Source organism: Lactobacillus sp. wkB8 (assembly GCF_000761135.1).
Lineage (GTDB): Bacteria > Bacillota > Bacilli > Lactobacillales > Lactobacillaceae > Lactobacillus > Lactobacillus helsingborgensis.
Genome location: NZ_CP009531.1, coordinates 1120288 through 1140019, shown reverse-complemented (window position 1 = coordinate 1140019; position 19732 = coordinate 1120288). Strand labels below are relative to the sequence as shown.

The window sequence follows — 19732 nt, the reverse complement described above, 5'->3', positions numbered from 1 at the left end:
CAATTGATGTAAAATATTATAGCAAAGCTGCGAGAGAGGATAAATCTTTATGGAAAAATTATTGAAAAATGAACGAATTGATTATATGTATAGCGATAACCTGAGAATTATTCAGAATAAGACTTCTTTTAGTTTTTCTTTAGATACCTTGCTTTTAGCTGCTGCTGCTAAAGACGCTATTAAAGATAATTCTAAAGTTGCTGATTTATGTGCTGGCAATTGTGCCGCGACAATGTACATGGCATACTTTAATCGTGCTCATTATGATGCTGTTGAAATCCAAAAAGAGGTTGTTTCACAAGCTCGGCGTTCCATAGCCCTAAATCAAATGGAGAACAGAATTCAGGTTTTCCAAAAAAACGTTAAAGATGCTCCAGACTTTTTGCGTAAAGATTCTTATGATGTGATCGTTGTTAATCCGCCTTATTTTAAAGTAGCACAAAATCACAAGGTTAATCCTGATCCAGCTAAAGCTATTGCTCGTCATGAATTGCTAATAAATTTAGAAGAAATAATCTCGGTGGCGAGCGGACTGCTCAAAATGAAAGGCAAAATGTTTATGGTGCATCGACCTGAGCGCTTAAATGAAATTGCTTATTTTTGTCTTAAGCATGATTTGAGTATTAAAGTCGTACAGCCCTATGTTTCTCATCGCGGCGAGGACAGCAATCTGATTATTATTGAGGCCGTTAAGCATACCGGTAGTGATGGCTTGGTGCTTAAAGATGCAATTGAGGTTCACGACAAGCAAGGAAATTATCTTCCAGCAATTCAACATATCATCCGCGAAACAGATAGCGATAAAGCAGAACGGGGAAAAGATAAAACTTATTATTTTTATGTACTGCTCTGTCATGATGGCAGCTTTTATGGGGGCTTTACCGATGATTTGGCCAAAAGGCTTAAAGCTCATAATACCGGCAAAGGAGCAAAATATACTAAATCAAGAAGACCAGTAAAAATGATTTACCACGAAGAATTTCAGGACAAGAAATTGGCTCTTAAAAGAGAATATTGGTTTAAACATCATTCGCGACAGTGGAAAGAGCAATTTTTAAGAGAGCATAAAGTTGACTTTTAGTCTTGCATCTTTAGCCATAATCTAGTATTATTTTATCGTATGCCATGTTGCATATATGTAAAAAACATCAAGAGCAATCAGTATTTTGGTGCCACACAATGGTGAAATACTGAGATGACCGCTTGAGAAGAATAAAACCGTAGGAGGAAGTTAATATGTCAGTAGTTTCTATGAAGCAATTACTTGAAGCTGGTGTTCATTTTGGACATCAAACTAGAAGATGGGATCCTAAGATGGCTCCTTATATTTTCACGCAAAGAAATGGAATTTATATCATTGATTTGCAAAAAACCATTAAAATGTTAGATGATGCTTATTCATTTGTTAGAGCTGTTGCTCAAAATGGTGGCGTTATCCTATTTGTTGGTACTAAGAAGCAAGCTCAAGATTCAATTGCTGAAGAAGCTACTCGTGCTGGTCAATACTACGTGAACCAACGCTGGTTAGGTGGTACATTGACTAACTGGAAGACTATCCAGAGCCGAGTACAAAGATTAAAAGATTTAAAGAAGATGTCAGAAGACGGCACATTTGATGTATTGCCAAAGAAGGAAGCTTCTCTTTTGACTAAAGAAAAGGATAAATTAGAAAGATTTTTAGGCGGTATTGAAGATATGCCTAGAATTCCTGATGTTTTATTCGTAGTTGATCCAAAGAAGGAAAAGATTGCTGTTCACGAGGCCAACATTCTTGGAATTCCTGTAGTAGCTATGGTTGATACTAATACTGATCCAGATCCAGTTGACGTAGTTATTCCTGCAAATGACGATGCTATTCGTGCTATTCGTTTAATTTCAGGTGCTATGGCTGATGCTGTGATCGAAGGTAAGCAAGGTCAAGATGATGACAGTGCTGAAGCAGAGATGGCTAAAGGTGCAGAAGATAAAAATGCTGAAGCTGAAAATGATGCTGAAAAAGCAGTTGAAGCTGAAGAAACTTCTGAATCAGATGAAGACTAGTCTTAGTTAATAATAAGTTTTTATTTGGAAGGATAAATAATGGCAAATATTACTGCTAAACAAGTAAAAGAATTGCGTGACCGTACCGGTGCCGGAATGATGGATTCCAAAAAGGCTTTGGTTAAAGCTGACGGCGATATTGAAAAAGCAATTGACATTTTAAGAGAAAATGGTGTTGCTAAAGCTGCTAAGAAGAGTGGTCGTATCGCCGCTGAAGGTCTAGCTGAATATGCTTTTGAAGGAAATAATGCTGTTGTAGTCGAAATCAATTCTGAAACTGATTTTGTTTCTTCAAATGATAAATTTATCAAATTAGTTGATGATGTGACTAAGGCGATTTTAGCAGCTAAACCAGCTAACGTTGAGGAAGCATTAAAATCTCCAATGGGCAATTCCACAATTGGTGAAGAAATTACCAATCTTACTGCCGTTATTGGTGAAAAAATCACTTTAAGAAGATTTGATTTGATCACCAAAAACAATGATGAAGTTTTCGGTGCTTATAAGCACAACGGCGGTGCAATTGTTGCTGTTGTTACTTTAAAAGGTAACAGTGAAGAAGCTGCCAAGAACATTGCTATGCACGTTGCAGCAATCAATCCGGAATATCTTGATAAGGACTCTGTGCCAAAGGCTGATTTTGACCGTCAAAAGGCTGTTTTCACTAAAGAAACAGAAAATGAAGGTAAGCCAGCAAATATTATTCCTAAGATTGTTGAAGGTAGAGTAAACAAGTACCTTAGCGAAATATGCTTGGTTGATCAACCATACGTTAAAGATGGTGACATGACTGTTGCTGAATACGCTAAGTCTGAAGGTTGCGAAGTTGTTGGCTACAAGCGTTACGAAGTTGGCGAAGGTATCGAAAAGAAGCAAGAAGACTTTGCTGCTGAAGTAAAAGAACAAATGAAATAATATTTGATAATTCTTTATAAAAAACCTTATCCATTAGGATAAGGTTTTTTGTCGTTTATGAGATTTACACCAAATTAAATTGAAACAGTGTTAACCTAGTGGTAGGAATGTGTCAGCAGGAATAAGATATAGTTAAAGTAAAATTTGAGGATTACTATGAGAAAATTAACTGATTTTGATTATATGCTATCTTCATATATTAATGAAGAAGATAAATTAGAACAATTAAGATTACCTTTTACAAAAACTTTCACGATAGAATATATCAAAAATAATATGAAAATCGATAATTTTGTTGTTGGTAAGAAAAATAAAAACAGTTTTTGTTATAGGCTTGAATTTGAATTGGACAAACTAGGAAGTATGAAGGGCTCAAATTCAAAAAAATTTGGCATTTATTATAGCCAACAAAAACAAGATTACGTTGTTACAAAAGCCTGGCAAAGAAATAATGTAAATCAGTCTTTTACTGATTTGAAAGCCGCAATTGTCAAAATTATTGACTTAGGCAAAAAAGATAATACGAGTAAAGAAATTGATGCTATTCCACTTTCAGATATATTTAAGTATAAAATATTATCTGTTTATTATCCTTATAAATACTTAAATATTTTTGCAAAGGAACCACTGACATACTTTTTATCACAGTTTTATCAGACAAAAGATTTAAAAAATATGTCAATTTATGAGTTGCAAAAAATGTTAATTGATATGAAAAGAAAGAATAAAGCGCTTAAAAACTGGTCTAATATTGAATATGGTAATTATCTTTATTTTCTTTTTCCCAATGCTAAGAAATTAAATAGTTCTGATTATCCTAATAGGCTAAAACACCAATCTTATGATATTGAAACTCCACAAATCCCTGAAGATAAAGAATATTCATATAAAGAAATATATAATAATCCAATAATAATCACCGAAAGTATTACTCATTTTTTGGACTCTAGTAAAAAAAGAGACATCAGGAGCATAATAAAGCAAAAATTGATTATGTAACTAAAGAGCAAAAAAACATCAAGCTAGGTATGATTGGAGAAGAAATTGTTTTTAATAGTGAGGTTAAAAGGCTGAAAGATTTCAATAATCTAAATGTGGAATGGGAATCTAAAGTTGATGATTCATTGGGATATGATATTTTATCTTATGAGCTAGATGGTACTCCAAGATATATAGAAGTAAAAACAACAAAAGGAAATAGGAGCAATAGTTTTAGTTTTTATATCTCTCACAATGAACTTGAAAAATCAAAGGTCTTAAAAAATTATTGGATTTACCAAGTATTCTTTTCGGTAGGACAGCAGCCAGTAATTTCTCTCATTGAAGATCCTTTTAAGGCAAAAGACATTAAAATGACAGCTCTTAATTACCTGGTTAATGTTCAGGTAAAAAGAAAAGATTGATTCAAGTCAAGATTTTTTAATGTTAAGTTAAAGTAAAAGTGATTTAATTAGAATTAAGCTTTTCAAATTTCCTTTATATTATTAAAACTATCATCTATTCTGTAATTAAGATTATTTTAAGGACGGTGAAAACTTATGGGATTTTGGGTAATGCTAATTTCATCAGCAGTCGGGGCATTTTTAATATATTTGTGTTTTGCCAAAAACACGTCTCAATCAGTTAAGGTCACGCTTTTTTTAACTGGTTTAATCTTAATTGCCGGGGCAATTTTTCTATCTACTCCGCAAGGCGCAGCATTTGTAATGGAAATTACTTAATTAGATAAAAGCATTTAAAAAATATTTATGGCACTAATCTGTGCCTTTTTATTTTGTTTTGTAAATAGTTTTTAGTATTAGCCCAGAAAACATGTAAAAAATATGCGGATACAAAAGATAATAGCCACGTTAATAACCAAGTCACCCAAAAGCTGCAAAAAGGATGGAGAATGGCATAATGTTTGATATTTAAGCCATACCAAATAATTTGGTCCCAAAAGACATTTGATAAGTAAGCTCGGTAGGCGTAAGCGGCTAAAAAGTGAAAAACCTGTAGACTAATTTTTGAATTTTTTCTGACTTGATACAAGCAAAAAGACGAAATTAAGGCAATGACTGCTAAGCAATAAAAAGTCATTGACGGTTTATAATATGGTGCATTAGCAAAAAGTACCGGGTGACCAAAATTTTGTAATTCAAAGTTAGTCCAAAAAAAGCATCCGCTAAAGGCAATCAATATTAGCCACCAAAATCTTTGCAAAAGCTCATTAACATAATCTCGCAGTTGCCAAGCCAGTACACCATATACCGCATAAATAAAAAATGATATAAAAAGACGATCAAGAAGGTACCAACTTCTTTCTTGCTGGCCATGAAAAACAAAATAATCATAGAATCTAAGCCAAACAAAATAGAGAATAAAAGTTATGATTGCTACCGTGATGCCTCGTTTGACATCTTTACCAATAAAGCGGCTAAGTGCCCAGAAAAAAGGCATTAAAATGATAAATTGCAACATCATGGTGTTGTACCATAAATGAGGTGCGGCGTTGCCGCTAACAAAGTGCCAACAAAAAGACCAGAAGTTGGTAAATTTATTTACTTGTTGTAACCACGGCATTCCTAGTAAGTAAATTAAAGTCCACCATATAGTTGGAACAAAAAGATTTGACCAATTTGAGCGCAGATATTTTTGATAAGAAAAACTGCCAGTTAGATCACAAGTGCGGATAGTGGAATAAAGTATGCCAAAAATAAATGCTGGTGCTGTATATTTAACTAAGTTATACATTATGCCAAAAATGTCCTGGGTATAGTAAGATTGCCCTTCACCCATAATTAGGGACATTATTGGTTGAGTCATGACTGCTGTGCAAGCAAATACTTTGAGATAATCACCAATATCAGCTTTTTTATAAGCTGGATAGGGGTATTTTTTCATTTACTCAGATCCTTATTTAATACTAAGTCTTGCATTTATTATTTTAAAAAATATGATAGAAGTAAAGAAGCTTATTCAATTATTTTTTGATAATCTCATTTTCAAAATTAGGGGGTTGGAATTTATACTTTTTTAAAATATAATTTTTATTGCTGCTGCAAAAATGCATTGAGCTTTTTAGATAAGGAATTACAAGGGATATATGAGAAATTATTTAACTGTTGATATTGGTGGTACCGAAATCAAATTTGCTGTCTTAAACTCTGCTGGTAATATTATAAAAAAGAGTAAGATACCAACTAAGCAAAACAAAGAACAATTTTTAAGCGATGTAGATCAAATTGTAAAAAACCATATAGATGAAGTAAAAGGCATAGCTTTTTGTTCCCCGGGCAAGATTGAAAATACCAAGATTAGATTTGGTGGTTCACTACCTTTTTTAGATGGGATTGATTTTGCGGAAATCTATGGCAGGAAATTCCACATTCCTGTAGCGGTGATTAATGATGGAAAAGCCAGCGTTTTGGCTGAAAATTGGCTCGGAAGTTTGAAAGATGAGACTAACTGTGCCGCTATCACTTTAGGAACAGGTGTTGGTGGCGGTATAATAATTAACGGACATCTTTTGCGCGGTACGCATTATCAGGCTGGAGAATTGAGTTTTATGATTAGCAACCTTTCTCTTCCTAGAGATATGCAAGGAGCGCTTGGAGTTAATGGCTCGGCAGTCAAATTTGTTAAAGCCGTTAATCAAAAAGTTAATTATCAAGATGAAAATGATGGATTACATGCCTTTGAAGTTATAAAAGAAGGCGTTCCGGAAGCTGTTGCAATTTTCCATGATTATTGTTTTAAAATTGCCGTTCTGATCCTTAATATGCAAACTGTGGTTGATATTAATAAAGTAGCTATTGGTGGCGGAATTAGCGCTCAGCCGCTTTTAATCAATGGTATCAATAAAGCGTATGACAAATTAGTAAACGAATATAATCCGATAATTGGCAGTACATTGACTAAGCCAAGCATTGTTTCTGCTCATTTTAGAAATGAATCGAATTTGTACGGTTCTCTTTATAATTTACTGCTACAAATTAATAAAGAGAATAAATATTAATATTTCTCTTTTATTAAAAATTAATCCTGAAGTTAAATCACCTCAGGATTTTTTACTGCTCTTTCATGATTTAGCAAAAGTCTTTTTTAAGAAATCTCTCTCTTTTATTTCTAAGTCCACATTTGCAGTCTTTATATGGTAGAATAACTAAAGTTAATAGAGGAGGTTGTCATGACTAAAGTTAAATATAAGCGAGTAGTTTTGAAAATTTCTGGTGAAGCTTTAGCTGGGGATGAAGGAACTGGCATTAGTCCTACTGTAATTGGGCATCTGGCAAAAGAAATCAAGTCGGTGCATGATTTAGGCGTTGACATCGGTATCGTTTGCGGAGGCGGTAACATGTGGCGCGGAGAGACTGGTGCCAAACTAGGTATGGAACGCTCACAAGCAGATTATATGGGTATGCTTGCCACAATAATGAATGGTTTAGCCCTTCAAGATGGTCTTGAGCATATTGGTGTCCCTACTAGATTACAAACTTCTATTGAAATGAGACAGATTGCTGAGCCATACATTAGAAGAAAAGCTATTCGTCACTTGGAAAAAGGACGAGTGGTGATTATGGGTGGAGGAACCGGAAACCCTTATTTCTCAACTGATACTACAGCAGCTTTAAGAGCAGCTGAAATCGGGGCAGATGTAATTTTAATGGCCAAGAATGGAGTTGATGGAGTTTACTCTGCTGATCCAAAGATTGACCCTAATGCTAAAAAGTACAGTGAACTTTCCCAATTAGATATTATCTCTAAAAACTTAAAAGTCATGGATAGAACCGCCAGCTCACTTTCAATGGATACAAACATACCGCTGATTGTTTTCAATGTTAATACTGAAGGCAATATTAAGAAGGTTGTCATGGGTGAGAATATCGGCACAATGATTGGAGGAGAAAAAAATAATGAATAATGATGCAATCAAAAAAGCTCAGGAAAACATGAAAAAGTCGATTACCGTCTTTGAGAAAAACCTGAGCTCTATTAGAGCTGGTGTAGCTAATGCTGCCTTGCTTGAAGGTGTTAAAGTTGACTATTATGGTGCACCGACACCGTTAACTCAAATGTCTAGTGTGACTATTCCTGAACCAAGGGTTTTACTAATTACACCCTATGATCAAAATAGTCTTGATAATATTGAACATGCTCTGTTAGCATCTAACCTAGGTTTAACACCAGCAAATGATGGCAAAGTTATTAGGTTGGTAATTCCGCAATTGACTGGTGAAAGACGCCAAGAAATTGCTAAAGAAGTAAATAAATTGGCTGAAGAAGGCAAGATAGCTATTAGAAATGTTCGTCGTGATGCAATGACGAGCTTGAAAAAACAGCAAAAAGACGATGAAATAACTGAAGATGAGCAACGTAATCTGGAAAAGCAAGTACAAAAGGTTACTGATGATGCAACCAAAAAGATTGACAAGCTTGCAGAGGAAAAACGTAAGGAAATTACTCAAGGCTGATTAGATGGCAGAAAAAAAGAATCAATTGAACCATTTGGCTATCATTATGGATGGCAATGGTCGCTGGGCTACTAGGCAAGGCAAGAAACGCATTGCAGGTCATTATGAAGGCATGAATAATGTTAAAAGAATTACTTTGGCAGCTAATGAACTGGGAATAAAGGTTTTATCTTTATACGCATTTTCCACTGAAAATTGGGCCAGGCCAAAAGAAGAAGTAGCTTATCTCATGAATTTACCTGTACGTTTTTTTGATAAATTTATGCCTACATTGATGAAGGAAAATGTCAAAGTCAACATTATGGGTTATTTGAATGAATTGCCATCTAAAACTTATGATGTTGTGCAAAGAGCGATGGCTGAAACTGCTAATAACAGCGGACTTGTTTTAAACTTTGCGTTTAATTACGGCTCAAGAAGAGAAATTACGACGGCTGTTAAAGAGCTAGCTACTTTAGTTGCGACAGGTTCAATTTCTGCTGCCGATATTGATGAAAAAATGATTTCTCAAAGATTAATGACAGCAAGTCTTGGGCAATATAGTGATCCAGATTTGCTCATTAGAACCTCGGGTGAACAAAGAATTTCCAATTTCATGCTTTGGCAATTGGCATATTCTGAGTTAGCTTTTAGCGAGAAAAATTGGCCGGATTTTACCAAGGAAGATTTGGTAAAATTGGTTGAGGACTTTCAAAACCGTCATCGCCGTTTTGGTAAAGTTGATGAATCAGATAGTTAGGTAATTTTATGAAACAACGTGTGATCACAGCAGTAATTGCTTTAATATTATTTATTCCTATTGTCGTTATGGGCGGGCTCTGGATGGACTGGCTCACTGTTGCTTTTGCAGCCGTAGGAATTAGTGAATTCTTTTTAATGAAAAAGCAAATATTAGTTTCAGTAAACTTTTTATTAGCTTTATTAGCGACAATAACCTGGGCAGTACCTGATAGTTTTATTAACTCACTGCCATTTCATTGGACTAAATACGGCATCTATTTTGCTCTCATCATGTTGATGCTGACTTGGACAGTTTTAACCAAGAATAATACTTCATTTGATGACGTAGCTGTTTATACGTTAGGCTCACTATATGTTGGTACGGGTTTTCATTACATGGCAGGCATTAGAAATGCCAATAATGGACTTGCGCTACTTTGCTACGTTTTTGTAGTTGTTTGGTTGACTGATACCGGTGCTTACATGATTGGACGTAAAATAGGTAAACATAAACTATGGCCTGTTATTAGTCCCAACAAAACTTGGGAAGGATCAATCGGAGGTACAGTTTGTGCCGTAATTTGTGCCGCAATTTATGTTTACTTTGTTGACTTGCACCATCCACAAGTTGAAATGATAATTTTTGCATTTGTTTTGTCAATTGTAGGACAAATGGGCGATTTAGTTGAGTCCGCCTATAAACGCTATTATGGTGTTAAAGACTCTGGCAAAATCTTGCCTGGTCACGGTGGTATTTTGGATCGCTTCGATAGTATGCTATTTGTTTTACCCGTATTTGCAGCTTTACTAGGAATCATACACTAGGAGGGTTCTTGTGAAAGGTATACTTATCTTTTTAGTTGTATTTGGAATATTGGTCTTTGTACATGAATTTGGGCATTTTATTGTCGCAAAGAAATGCGGTATTTTAGTGCGTGAATTTTCTATCGGCATGGGTCCTAAACTTTTTCAAGTTCGACGCAATCCTACTACATATACCATCCGCTGGCTTCCTTTAGGAGGTTATGTGCGTTTGGCAAGTAAAGATGATGACACAACTTTAGCTCCCGGTATGAGAGTAGTTTTGCAACTTAATCAGCAAAAAGAAGTAGTTAGAATTGATGCATCCGAATCAGATGTACCTATTGCTGGCATTCCTTTGCAAATTACTAAAGTTGATCTGATGGATGCACTATTAATTTCCGGATATGAAAATGGTGAAGAAGATAAGCTGGTCACTTATCATGTCAACCATGATGCCACCATTATTGACCAATCTAAAACGGAATTGATTATTGCACCCAGAGATACGCAATTCCAAGAAGCAAATGTTTGGCAAAAACTGGCAACCAATGTTGCTGGTCCCTTAATGAATATTATTTTGGGATTTGTAGTTTTTCTGATTTGGACTTTTACAGTGCCGGGTCCAGCAACTACTACAATTGCGGAAGTTTTGCCCAATTCACCGGCTGCAAATGCCCAAATTGAACCCGGTTCACAAATAAAAGCAGTTAATGGTCATAAAATAAATTCTTTTGCCCAAGTTTCTACAGCAATCAATAACAGCAAAGGGAAAAAAGTGACCGTTACGTTAACTAAAGATGCACAAAAAAAGACGGTATCCTTAAAGCCAAATCCTGTTGAAGTTCAAGGACAAAAAGTTTATCAAATTGGTATTGGAGCCAAAGGTGATGAAAGAATAAGTGCAAAGTTTAAGCGTGGCTGGGATACAGCGGTTTCGACTACTGGTCTGATTTTTCAGGCAGTTGGAGGGCTTTTTAGACATTTCAGTTTAAATAAACTCTCCGGACCAGTAGGAATTTATTCACAGACTTCGCAAGTGTCACAAATGGGTTTTACCTATATTCTGGCTTTCTTAGCTATGATTTCAATTAACTTGGGTATTGTCAATTTAATTCCAATACCAGGTCTTGACGGCGGCAAGTTTTTACTGAACATTATAGAAATTTTCAGAGGTAAACCAATTTCTGAAAATCACGAAGCAATGGTTGAATTAATTGGCTTCGGCTTACTACTTATTCTAATTATTGCAGTTACGGGTAACGACATCTATCGCTACTTTATTAAATAAAAATATTAATTTGGGAGAGAAATTTAATGCGACAATCTAAATTATTTATGCCGACTTTAAAAGAAGCACCAGCAGATGCTGTAGCTGAAAGTCATAAACTTATGCTCCGGGGCGGCTATGTTCGTCAGGTTACAGCTGGAGTTTATGCTTATTTGCCTTTAGGCTACAGAGTACTAAGTAAAGCCGAGCAAATAATGCGGGAAGAAATGGCAAAGATTAATGTGCCCGAAATGGCAATGCCAAATTTATTACCCGCTACCCTATGGGAAGAATCAGGCAGATGGCAAAAGTATGGTCCTGAAATGTTTAAATTGAAGGACAGACATGGTCGTCAAAGTCTGCTTGGGCCAACCCATGAAGAAACATTTACTGATATTGTTGCTAAAGATTTAAAAAGCTATAAGCAAATGCCTATTGCTCTTTTCCAAATTCAATCTAAATTTAGAGATGAAAATAGACCGCGTTTTGGTTTATTAAGATCGCGTGAATTTATCATGCTTGATGCTTACAGCTTTGCTGCTACTAAAGAACAGCTTGATCAGCAATTTGATGATGAGAAAAAAGCTTTTACGGCCGCTTTTGAGCGTTGCGGCTTAAAGGTTACTCCTGTAATAGCCGATTCCGGCACTATGGGAGGCAAGAACTCAACTGAGTTCCAGGCTCCCGCAGCAATTGGTGAGGATACTATTGCGACCAACGAGACTGGTACCTATTCAGCCAATTTGGAAATGGCATGCAGTATTGACACGTTCAAGCAAGAAAAAGAGGAACCGGGTCAATTAGCAGAAGTTGCAACTCCTGGACAAGAGAGTATCGCAGACTTGGTTAAATTTTTAAATATTCCAGCAACTAGAATTGTTAAGAGTGTGCTTTATGTTGCTAATGAAAAAGAAAACATCCTAGTCTTGATTCGTGGTGATAAAGAGGTCAATGAAGTAAAATTAAAGCATTTACTTGATGTTGATTCACTAAGAATTGCTACCGATGAAGAATTAGCAAACATAACTGGCGTTGGTAAAGGCAGCGTTGGTCCAATTAAAGCTGATTGGGCTGATAAAGTAGTAGCAGATAATACTGTTAAAAATCTATATAATGTTGTTGTAGGCGCAAATAAATCTGGTTACCAAATTAAAAATGTGAATTTAAACCGTGATTTTACTCCAGACCTATTCGGAGATATTCGTGTTGCTAATGAAGGTGAACCAGATCCAATTGATCATTTACCATTAAAATTCACAACTACTATTGAAGTAGGACACATTTTTAAACTGGGAACCTATTACACTAAAGCTATGGGCGCTAACTTTTTGGATCAAAATGGCAAATCGCAACCAGTTATTATGGGTTCATACGGGATAGGCGTTACCAGAGTTTTGTCTGCTGTTATTGAACAACATTTGACCCCAAATGGTATTGCTTGGCCAAAAGAAATTGCTCCATTTGATTTGCATATTGTGCAAATGAAAATGAAAGATGATGATCAAACTTCTTTAGCTCAAAAACTTGAAGAAAAATATAGTGCTAAGTATGATGTATTATATGATGATCGCAATGAACGAGCAGGCGTCAAATTTGCTGATGCTGATTTACTAGGTGCTCCAGTGAGAGTAACGGTTGGTAAAAAAGCCAGTGAAGGAGTAGTCGAGGTTAAAAAGCCTACTGAAGATAAAGCTACAGAAATGACATTGTCCGAATTGGACGATTTTATTAATAAAGAGTTAAGGTAATTTTCGTGACTGATAAAAATAAACTATTTTTAAGGTTATTGCAGCAGATAAAGTTTCCGCAAGAATTTGCAGATAATGATTTACTGCAAAAAGGCGAAATTGAGAACGTGGATGTTTACGCTAAAGAACACAGGTGGGATATCCATGTTCTTTTTACTACACCGTTAAAATTTGAAACTTATAATGCTTTAAATAAGGCAATAACAGCCAATTTTTCCTCATTTGTCAATACTCGTTTATTTGTGCGTTCTCAAGATGGGTCAGATGACTACTTAACTGATTACTGGCAGTTTGCTGTACAAAACTCTAACGCATTGCAGCAGGTAGCGCGTGAATTTATTTCAAGTCATAAACCAGAAAAAGAAAATGGTCGCTGGGTCATTCCTGTTGACAATCTAATTGTTGACGGCTTGTTGGAACAAGGAATGCTTGACCAATTAGCTGAAGAAATGAGAAATTTTGGCTTTTTTAACTTAAAATTTGTGACAAAAGTAGACGAAGAGAATTCACAAAATAATTTAGCCAGTTTGCAAAAATTGCAGCAGCAGCATGAACAGAATATGCAGGAAAAATATGATGCTGCACCCCCTCAGGAAAAACCTGCTCCTACTTCTTTTCCAACCAAAAAGACCCGTTACGGTAATCGTAAGCTAGATGAAAGTATACCTGTTTCTCAAATAAAAGAAGTTACAGACGGAAGTAGAAATGTAGTTATTGAAGGCAATATTTTTAACATTTCCAGTCGTGAACTTAAAACCGGCTCACTACTTTTTACTGGAGAAATAACAGATTATACTGACTCAATTTCATTTAAAAAATTTATTTCTGATGATGAGCAGATCCAAAGCATGCGTGATGTGAAGCCAGGAACATGGGCCAAAATGCAGGGTTCTGCGTCACAGGACCAGTATAGCCATGATATTGTATTTAACATTTCGTCATTTGAAGTGGTAAAGCATATTGGTAGGACTGAAAAATTTCAGGGTGATGAAAAAAGAGTTGAGTTGCACTTACATACAAATATGAGCCAACTCGATGCTACGAATACTGCCACGGATTTTGTCTTAGCGGCTAAAAAGTTTGGTCAAAAAGCAATAGCTATAACTGATCATGCGGACGTGCAAGCTTTTCCAGAAGCATATAATGCAGGCAAAAAAAATGGCATAAAAATAATTTACGGCCTAGAAGCAAATATGATTGATGATCACGCTTTGTTGGTTATTAATCCAGCTTCGATGACATACAAAGATCGTGAATTTGTTATTTTTGACGTTGAGACTACTGGGCTTTCATCTGTTTACGATACAATTATTGAAATCGGCGCCGTAAAAATGAAAAACGGAGAAGTGTTAGAAAGGTTTGATAAGTTTATCAATCCGCATCACCCGTTAAGCGAACAAACTATTAATTTGACTTCAATTACTGATGAAATGGTAGGAGCAGCTGATGATGAAGCTGTAGTAATTAAGCAATTTCAGGATTTCTATGGCGATCGTCCTCTTTGCGGGCATAATGTCCAGTTTGACGTGGGCTTTGTTAACGCAGCCTTGAGACGATCTCACCTAGCAGAAATTACCCAGCCTGTGGTTGATACATTGGAAGTATCACGTTTGCTTCATCCGGAACAGACAAGACATACATTAGATTCCCTTGCTAAAAAGTATAATGTTGTCCTTGAGCATCACCATAGAGCTAATCAAGATGCGGAAGCAACAGGATATTTAATGTTTAAGCTTTTAGATGCTTTTAACAAAAAATACCATGAAGATGATTTAGGCAAAATGAATGATTATGCTGCTCATGGTCAAGTGTTTAAGAGGGCACGTCCACAGCATATGACCATTCTGGCTAAAAATCAGGCTGGTTTAAAGAATATGTACCGTTTGGTTTCAATTGCCAGTACCAAAGATTTTTACCGCATTCCGCGCACACCTAAATCTGAGTTGGTAAAAAACCACGATGGTCTGCTCTATGGTTCTGGTTGCTCAGAAGGCGATGTTTTCGTGGCAATGATGCAGAAAGGTTATGATGAAGCTCGGAAAAAAGCCCGTTTTTACGATTATTTAGAAATACAGCCACCAGCTAATTATTCTATTATGATTGAAGATCATTTAATTGCCGATGAAAAAGAGCTGGAAGAAATTTTAACCAATATCTATAAACTCGGAAAAGAACTGAATAAACCTGTTGTTGCCACTGGGGATGCACACTATGTTGAAGAACACGATGCTATTTACCGGACAATCTTAATTTCGGCTCAACGCAGTAATCCAGATCGTAATAAAAAGCAGCCTGATATGCATTTCTATACCACTCAGGAAATGCTTGACGCGTTTAGTTTTTTAGGTGAAGAAGCGGCAAAAGAAATTGTCATCACTAATCCTAATAAAATTGCGGCGTCTATTGAAGAAATTTCACCGATAAAAGATGGACTTTACCCACCGCATATTGATAATGCTGATGAAGAAATGAAGCATTTGACATACGATAAAGCACATGAACTATATGGTGATCCTTTGCCTAAAATCGTGCAAGATCGGCTTGATATGGAACTTAATTCCATTATTTCCAATGGCTACGCTGTCATTTATTTAATTTCACAGCGGTTGGTAGCTAAATCAAATAAAGATGGTTACTTGGTTGGTTCACGGGGTTCTGTCGGTTCCAGTTTGGTTGCGACAATGTCTGGTATTACTGAGGTCAATCCATTACCACCACATTATCGTTGTCCGCAATGTCAGTATTCCCAATTTTTTGAAAATGGTGAATATGGTTCAGGTTATGACTTACCTGATAAAAAATGTCCTGACTGTGGCGCAAAGTTGGTTAAAGACGGACAAGATATTCCTTTTGCTACATTTTTAGGCTTTCATGGTGATAAGGTTCCTGATATTGATTTGAATTTCTCTGGTGACTATCAACCGGTAGCTCATAACTTTATTCGCGTAATGTTTGGTCCGGCAAACTCGTATCGTGCCGGCACAATAGCTACAGTAGCCGATAAAACTGCCTATGGTTATGCTAAGCATTATGATGATGAGAAAGAATTAAATTTGCGTGGAGCTGAATTAGACCGACTTGCAGCTGGTGTCAGCGGTGTCAAACGCACAACTGGACAACACCCGGCTGGTATTGTTGTAGTTCCAGATGATATGGATATCTATGATTTTACGCCTGTTCAGTATCCTGCAGATGATGTAAATGCTGCATGGCTGACAACACACTTTGACTTTCATTCAATCCATGATAACATTCTAAAATTTGATATTTTAGGTCATGATGATCCTACTATGATTAGAATGTTGCAAGATCTTTCTGGAGTTGATCCGTTAACTATCCCACCTGATGATCCGGGAGTGATGTCACTCTTTTCTAGTCCTAAAATTCTCGGCGTAACGCCAGAACAAATTCAGTCAGAAACTGGAACATTAGGTGTGCCGGAATTTGGTACTAGATTTGTCCGGGGCATGCTGGAAGAAACTAAGCCGACTACTTTTTCAGAATTACTGCAGATTTCTGGACTATCACATGGTACTGATGTTTGGCTGGGAAACGCTGAAGAATTAGTCAATAATGGTACTTGCAAACTGAAGGATGTTATTGGTTGTAGGGACAATATCATGATGGACTTAATTCACTGGGGTGTTAAACCCGAAGTAGCTTTTTCCACAATGGAATCGGTACGTCATGGTCGCGGAATTAGTGACGATGACATGGCTATTTTGAAGCAAAATGATAAAATACCTGATTGGTATATTCCATCATGTCTGAAAATTAAATATATGTTTCCTAAGGCACACGCTACTGCCTACATTTTAATGGCTTTAAGAATTGCTTGGTTTAAAGTTTATTATCCTGAAATTTATTACACAGCTTATTTTTCAGTTCGGGCTGACTTGTTCGACTTGGTGGCTATGAGTCATGGTAAAAATACTGTTAAAAAGGCAATGGCTGATATTCAAAATCAGGGTAATGATGCCTCAGCAAAAGATAAAAGTTTACTCACAGTCCTTGAGATTGCTAACGAATGCCTAGAGCGCGGAATTAAAATTAAAATGGTTGATATTAATCAGTCTGAAGCCACTAATTTTAAAATAATTGATCAGCATACAATTTTGGCACCGTTCAATGCCGTCCCTGGACTAGGCAATAATGCTGCAAAACAAATAGTCGCTGCCAGAACTGAGCAAAAGTTCTTGTCAAAAGAAGACCTGGCAAACCGGGGTAAAGTGTCTCAAACAATTATGGATTATTTGGAAGAAAATGAAGTATTGGCAGGAATGCCGGAACAAAATCAGCTTTCACTCTTTTAAGTTTTGCAGTAATAATATAAATGTGATATACTTTGATAAAGAAGTTCGAATAGATAATTCGGAGTGAGCAGTTTTGCTCACTCTTTTTATTACGGAGGAAAGTACTTGGCGAAAGTTAAAGATTTTGTTCTTGATGAAATAAGACCAATTATTGCACAGCGCAATGATGAACTTGTGGATACTGAATACGTTAATGAAAAAGGTCAAAACTATTTAAGAATTTACGTTGACCGTGAGAATGGCATTGATATGGATGAAATTGCAGCCTTAAGTGAATTAATTTCAGCTAAACTCGACCAGCTGCAACCAGATCCTTTTCCAGATCCATACGTATTGGAATTATCATCTCCTGGTATTGAAAGACCAATAAAAACTGCAGCCGATTGGCAAAAGGCTCTAAATCAATATGTTCATGTCAATCTTTACCAGAAAGTTGAAAAACAAAAAGAATATGAGGGAACTTTAAAGTCATTCACTGACAGCGAAATCGAACTTGTTGTTAAAGTTAAAACTAGGAAAAAAGTTTTATCGCTTCCCCGTAAATTAATTGCGAATATTAGATTTGCAATTGAGTTTTAGAAAGGTTGATTAAAATTTATGTCTAAAGAAATGCTTGAGGCGTTTGCTACTTTAGAAAAGACAAAAGGTATCAAACAGGATGTGATTGTTGAGGCCATCAAAGCAGCGCTGGTAGCGGCATATAAGAAAAATTATAATCAAGCTACTAATGTGATAGTTGAGTTTGATGAGCGCAGAGGCGACTTTAAGTTAATGACCGAAAAAACTGTCGTTGAAGAAGTTCATGACGAACGATTGGAGATTAGTTTAAAGGATGCTTTAACCATCAATAGGGCTTATGAACTTGGTGATAAAATTAGATTCGAAGTCGCACCTAAAAACTTTGGCCGGATAGCTGCACAGACTGCTAAACAAGTTATCATGCAACATTTGCGAGAAGCTGAAAGAAATCATATCATTGATGAATATTCTCAATATGAAGACGAATTAATTACAGGTACTGTTGAAAGACGTGATAATCGTTTCGTTTATGTTAAAATTGGTAATGTTGAAGCAGTAATGCCTCGAAATGATCAAATGCCCGGTGAAATTTATAATCCTCAAGATCAAATTCGTGTATTGGTAACCCACGTTGGTTCTGATTCTAAGGGTGCGCAAATTACGGTTTCACGGACTGCACCGGATATGGTCAAGAGACTGTTTGAACAAGAAGTGCCTGAAATATATGATGGCACGGTTGAAATAGTTTCGATTGCTCGTGAAGCTGGAGACAGAACTAAAATTGCGGTAAAATCTAATGACCCTAATATTGATCCTGTCGGTACCTGTGTTGGTCAAAGAGGAGCGCGGGTACAAAATGTTGTAAACGAACTTGACGGTGAAAATATTGATGTAGTCAAATATGAAGAAGATCCGTCTGACTATATTGCCAATGCACTTAATCCTGCGGAAGTAATTGCTGTGCAATTTGGAGATGAAGATGATGAAAAGAGTGCTTTAGTCATTGTTCCGGATTATCAATTATCGCTGGCAATTGGCAAAAAAGGTCAAAACGTTCGTTTGGCAGCTAGATTAACTGGTTATAAAATTGATATCAGACCTGAGTCTGAAGTGGAATTTGTTGATGAAAGCAGTGCCCAAGCAGAAGAGGAGAACAAGGAAGCTGAGAATTCTACCACTGATGATACTGTTTCACCTGAAGTACAAGATGATGCTGTAGATGATGAAAATACTAATGAAGAATTGACATCTGAAGAAGCAGAAGTTCCGGATGAACATGAAGAAGCCACAGATGAGGAAACAGTAGATTCTACTGAAGATTAGCATAAGAGGTGAGCTTTTTGAAAAAGAGAAAAATTCCGATGAGAAAAGATCTGTTAACAGATACTATGCAACCAAAAAAAGAATTGGTACGCATCGTAGTTGACAAAGAGAAAAATGTCTCGGTTGATCCAACTGGTAAGAAACCGGGTCGTGGAGCTTATGTTTCTCTAGATCCTGATCAAATAAAAAATGCTCAAGAAAAAGGACTTATTGAACGTAGTTTAGGAACTAAGATTCCAGCAGAATTTTATGATGAGCTATATTCATACGTTGATCATCAAAAAGCTAGGAAAGAATTGTTTGGTGATAATTAAATTTGCAAAATAGACAAAAAGCATTAAATTTGCTGGGATTAAGTCAAAAAGCTGGTAAATTAGTTTCCGGCTTTGAAGTTGTTTCAATGGGTGTTAAAGCCGCAAAAGTTAAACTGGTTATTCTCGCTCAAGACATTCAAACTGACACAAGCAAGAAAATTACTAATTTGGCTCAAAAATATGAAGTTTCTGTTATTACAGAATTTAATAGTACGGAAATTTCACAAGCAATTGGTAAAAAACGTAAGGTTTTAGGAATAACTGACATCGGTTTCTGCAAAGCATTATTACAAAAAATTAATGAAGGAGTGTGATT

General features: G+C 36.1%; 19 protein-coding genes. 18 read left to right on the top strand and 1 reads right to left on the bottom strand.

The features are described from left to right. The first annotated feature begins 49 nt into the window (after positions 1-49). From LACWKB8_RS05310 to LACWKB8_RS05290, 6 genes are all read left to right on the top strand, one after another. Positions 50-1081, top strand: a complete 1032-nt coding sequence (locus LACWKB8_RS05310) for a GIY-YIG nuclease family protein (RefSeq protein ID WP_038522994.1) — start codon at positions 50-52, stop codon at positions 1079-1081. Between the two features lie 155 nt (positions 1082-1236). Further along, positions 1237-2040, top strand: coding sequence for a 30S ribosomal protein S2 (gene rpsB, locus LACWKB8_RS05305; RefSeq protein WP_038522991.1), 804 nt, complete (start codon positions 1237-1239; stop codon positions 2038-2040). Between the two features lie 39 nt (positions 2041-2079). Next, positions 2080-2955, top strand: a complete 876-nt coding sequence (gene tsf, locus LACWKB8_RS05300; protein ID WP_038522988.1) for a translation elongation factor Ts — start codon at positions 2080-2082, stop codon at positions 2953-2955. 156 nt (positions 2956-3111) lie between these two features. After that, positions 3112-3954, top strand: a complete 843-nt coding sequence (locus tag LACWKB8_RS05295; RefSeq protein ID WP_052059661.1) for a hypothetical protein — start codon at positions 3112-3114, stop codon at positions 3952-3954. A gap of 29 nt (positions 3955-3983) precedes the next feature. Continuing rightward, a complete protein-coding gene (locus LACWKB8_RS09005; protein ID WP_052059660.1) occupies positions 3984-4358 on the top strand; it encodes a DUF3883 domain-containing protein in 375 nt (124 codons plus the stop codon). Between the two features lie 150 nt (positions 4359-4508). Beyond that, positions 4509-4676 (top strand): hypothetical protein, encoded by a 168-nt coding sequence (locus LACWKB8_RS05290; RefSeq protein WP_166484945.1) that lies wholly within the window; start codon positions 4509-4511, stop codon positions 4674-4676. A 25-nt stretch (positions 4677-4701) separates the two neighbouring features. Here LACWKB8_RS05290 and LACWKB8_RS05285 read toward each other — a convergent pair whose 3' ends face one another. Then, positions 4702-5838, bottom strand: coding sequence for an acyltransferase family protein (locus LACWKB8_RS05285; protein WP_038522981.1), 1137 nt, complete (start codon positions 5836-5838; stop codon positions 4702-4704). Positions 5839-6040: 202 nt separating this feature from the next. Here LACWKB8_RS05285 and LACWKB8_RS05280 point away from each other — a divergent pair, with 202 nt between their 5' ends. The 12 genes from LACWKB8_RS05280 (at position 6041) to LACWKB8_RS05225 (ending at position 19730) form a co-directional block, all read left to right on the top strand. Then, the gene (locus LACWKB8_RS05280) at positions 6041-6952 is read left to right on the top strand and encodes an ROK family protein (RefSeq protein WP_038522978.1); all 912 of its coding nucleotides are present in this window, start codon (positions 6041-6043) and stop codon (positions 6950-6952) included. A 171-nt stretch (positions 6953-7123) separates the two neighbouring features. Then, positions 7124-7858, top strand: a complete 735-nt coding sequence (gene pyrH, locus LACWKB8_RS05275; RefSeq protein ID WP_038522975.1) for a UMP kinase — start codon at positions 7124-7126, stop codon at positions 7856-7858. Further along, positions 7851-8408, top strand: coding sequence for a ribosome recycling factor (gene frr / locus LACWKB8_RS05270; RefSeq protein ID WP_038522972.1), 558 nt, complete (start codon positions 7851-7853; stop codon positions 8406-8408). Before pyrH ends, frr begins: the two co-directional genes overlap by 8 nt. A gap of 4 nt (positions 8409-8412) precedes the next feature. Next, the gene (locus tag LACWKB8_RS05265) at positions 8413-9147 is read left to right on the top strand and encodes an isoprenyl transferase (protein ID WP_038522970.1); all 735 of its coding nucleotides are present in this window, start codon (positions 8413-8415) and stop codon (positions 9145-9147) included. An 8-nt stretch (positions 9148-9155) separates the two neighbouring features. Continuing rightward, positions 9156-9953, top strand: coding sequence for a phosphatidate cytidylyltransferase (locus LACWKB8_RS05260; protein WP_038522967.1), 798 nt, complete (start codon positions 9156-9158; stop codon positions 9951-9953). 10 nt (positions 9954-9963) lie between these two features. Beyond that, a complete protein-coding gene (gene rseP, locus LACWKB8_RS05255) occupies positions 9964-11220 on the top strand; it encodes an RIP metalloprotease RseP (protein ID WP_038522964.1) in 1257 nt (418 codons plus the stop codon). Between the two features lie 26 nt (positions 11221-11246). Continuing rightward, a complete protein-coding gene (locus tag LACWKB8_RS05250; protein ID WP_038522961.1) occupies positions 11247-12947 on the top strand; it encodes a proline--tRNA ligase in 1701 nt (566 codons plus the stop codon). 5 nt (positions 12948-12952) lie between these two features. Beyond that, the gene (locus LACWKB8_RS05245) at positions 12953-17260 is read left to right on the top strand and encodes a PolC-type DNA polymerase III (RefSeq protein ID WP_038522959.1); all 4308 of its coding nucleotides are present in this window, start codon (positions 12953-12955) and stop codon (positions 17258-17260) included. Positions 17261-17365: 105 nt separating this feature from the next. Continuing rightward, complete coding sequence (gene rimP / locus LACWKB8_RS05240; protein ID WP_038522956.1) at positions 17366-17839, top strand: ribosome maturation factor RimP; 474 nt, start codon at positions 17366-17368, stop codon at positions 17837-17839. Positions 17840-17857: 18 nt separating this feature from the next. Continuing rightward, complete coding sequence (nusA, locus tag LACWKB8_RS05235) at positions 17858-19102, top strand: transcription termination factor NusA (RefSeq protein WP_052059659.1); 1245 nt, start codon at positions 17858-17860, stop codon at positions 19100-19102. Positions 19103-19119: 17 nt separating this feature from the next. Beyond that, complete coding sequence (rnpM, locus tag LACWKB8_RS05230; protein ID WP_109918474.1) at positions 19120-19416, top strand: RNase P modulator RnpM; 297 nt, start codon at positions 19120-19122, stop codon at positions 19414-19416. A 2-nt stretch (positions 19417-19418) separates the two neighbouring features. Beyond that, positions 19419-19730: a ribosomal L7Ae/L30e/S12e/Gadd45 family protein gene (locus tag LACWKB8_RS05225; RefSeq protein WP_038522953.1), complete on the top strand. Its 312-nt coding sequence runs from the start codon at positions 19419-19421 to the stop codon at positions 19728-19730. Positions 19731-19732 lie beyond the last annotated feature (2 nt).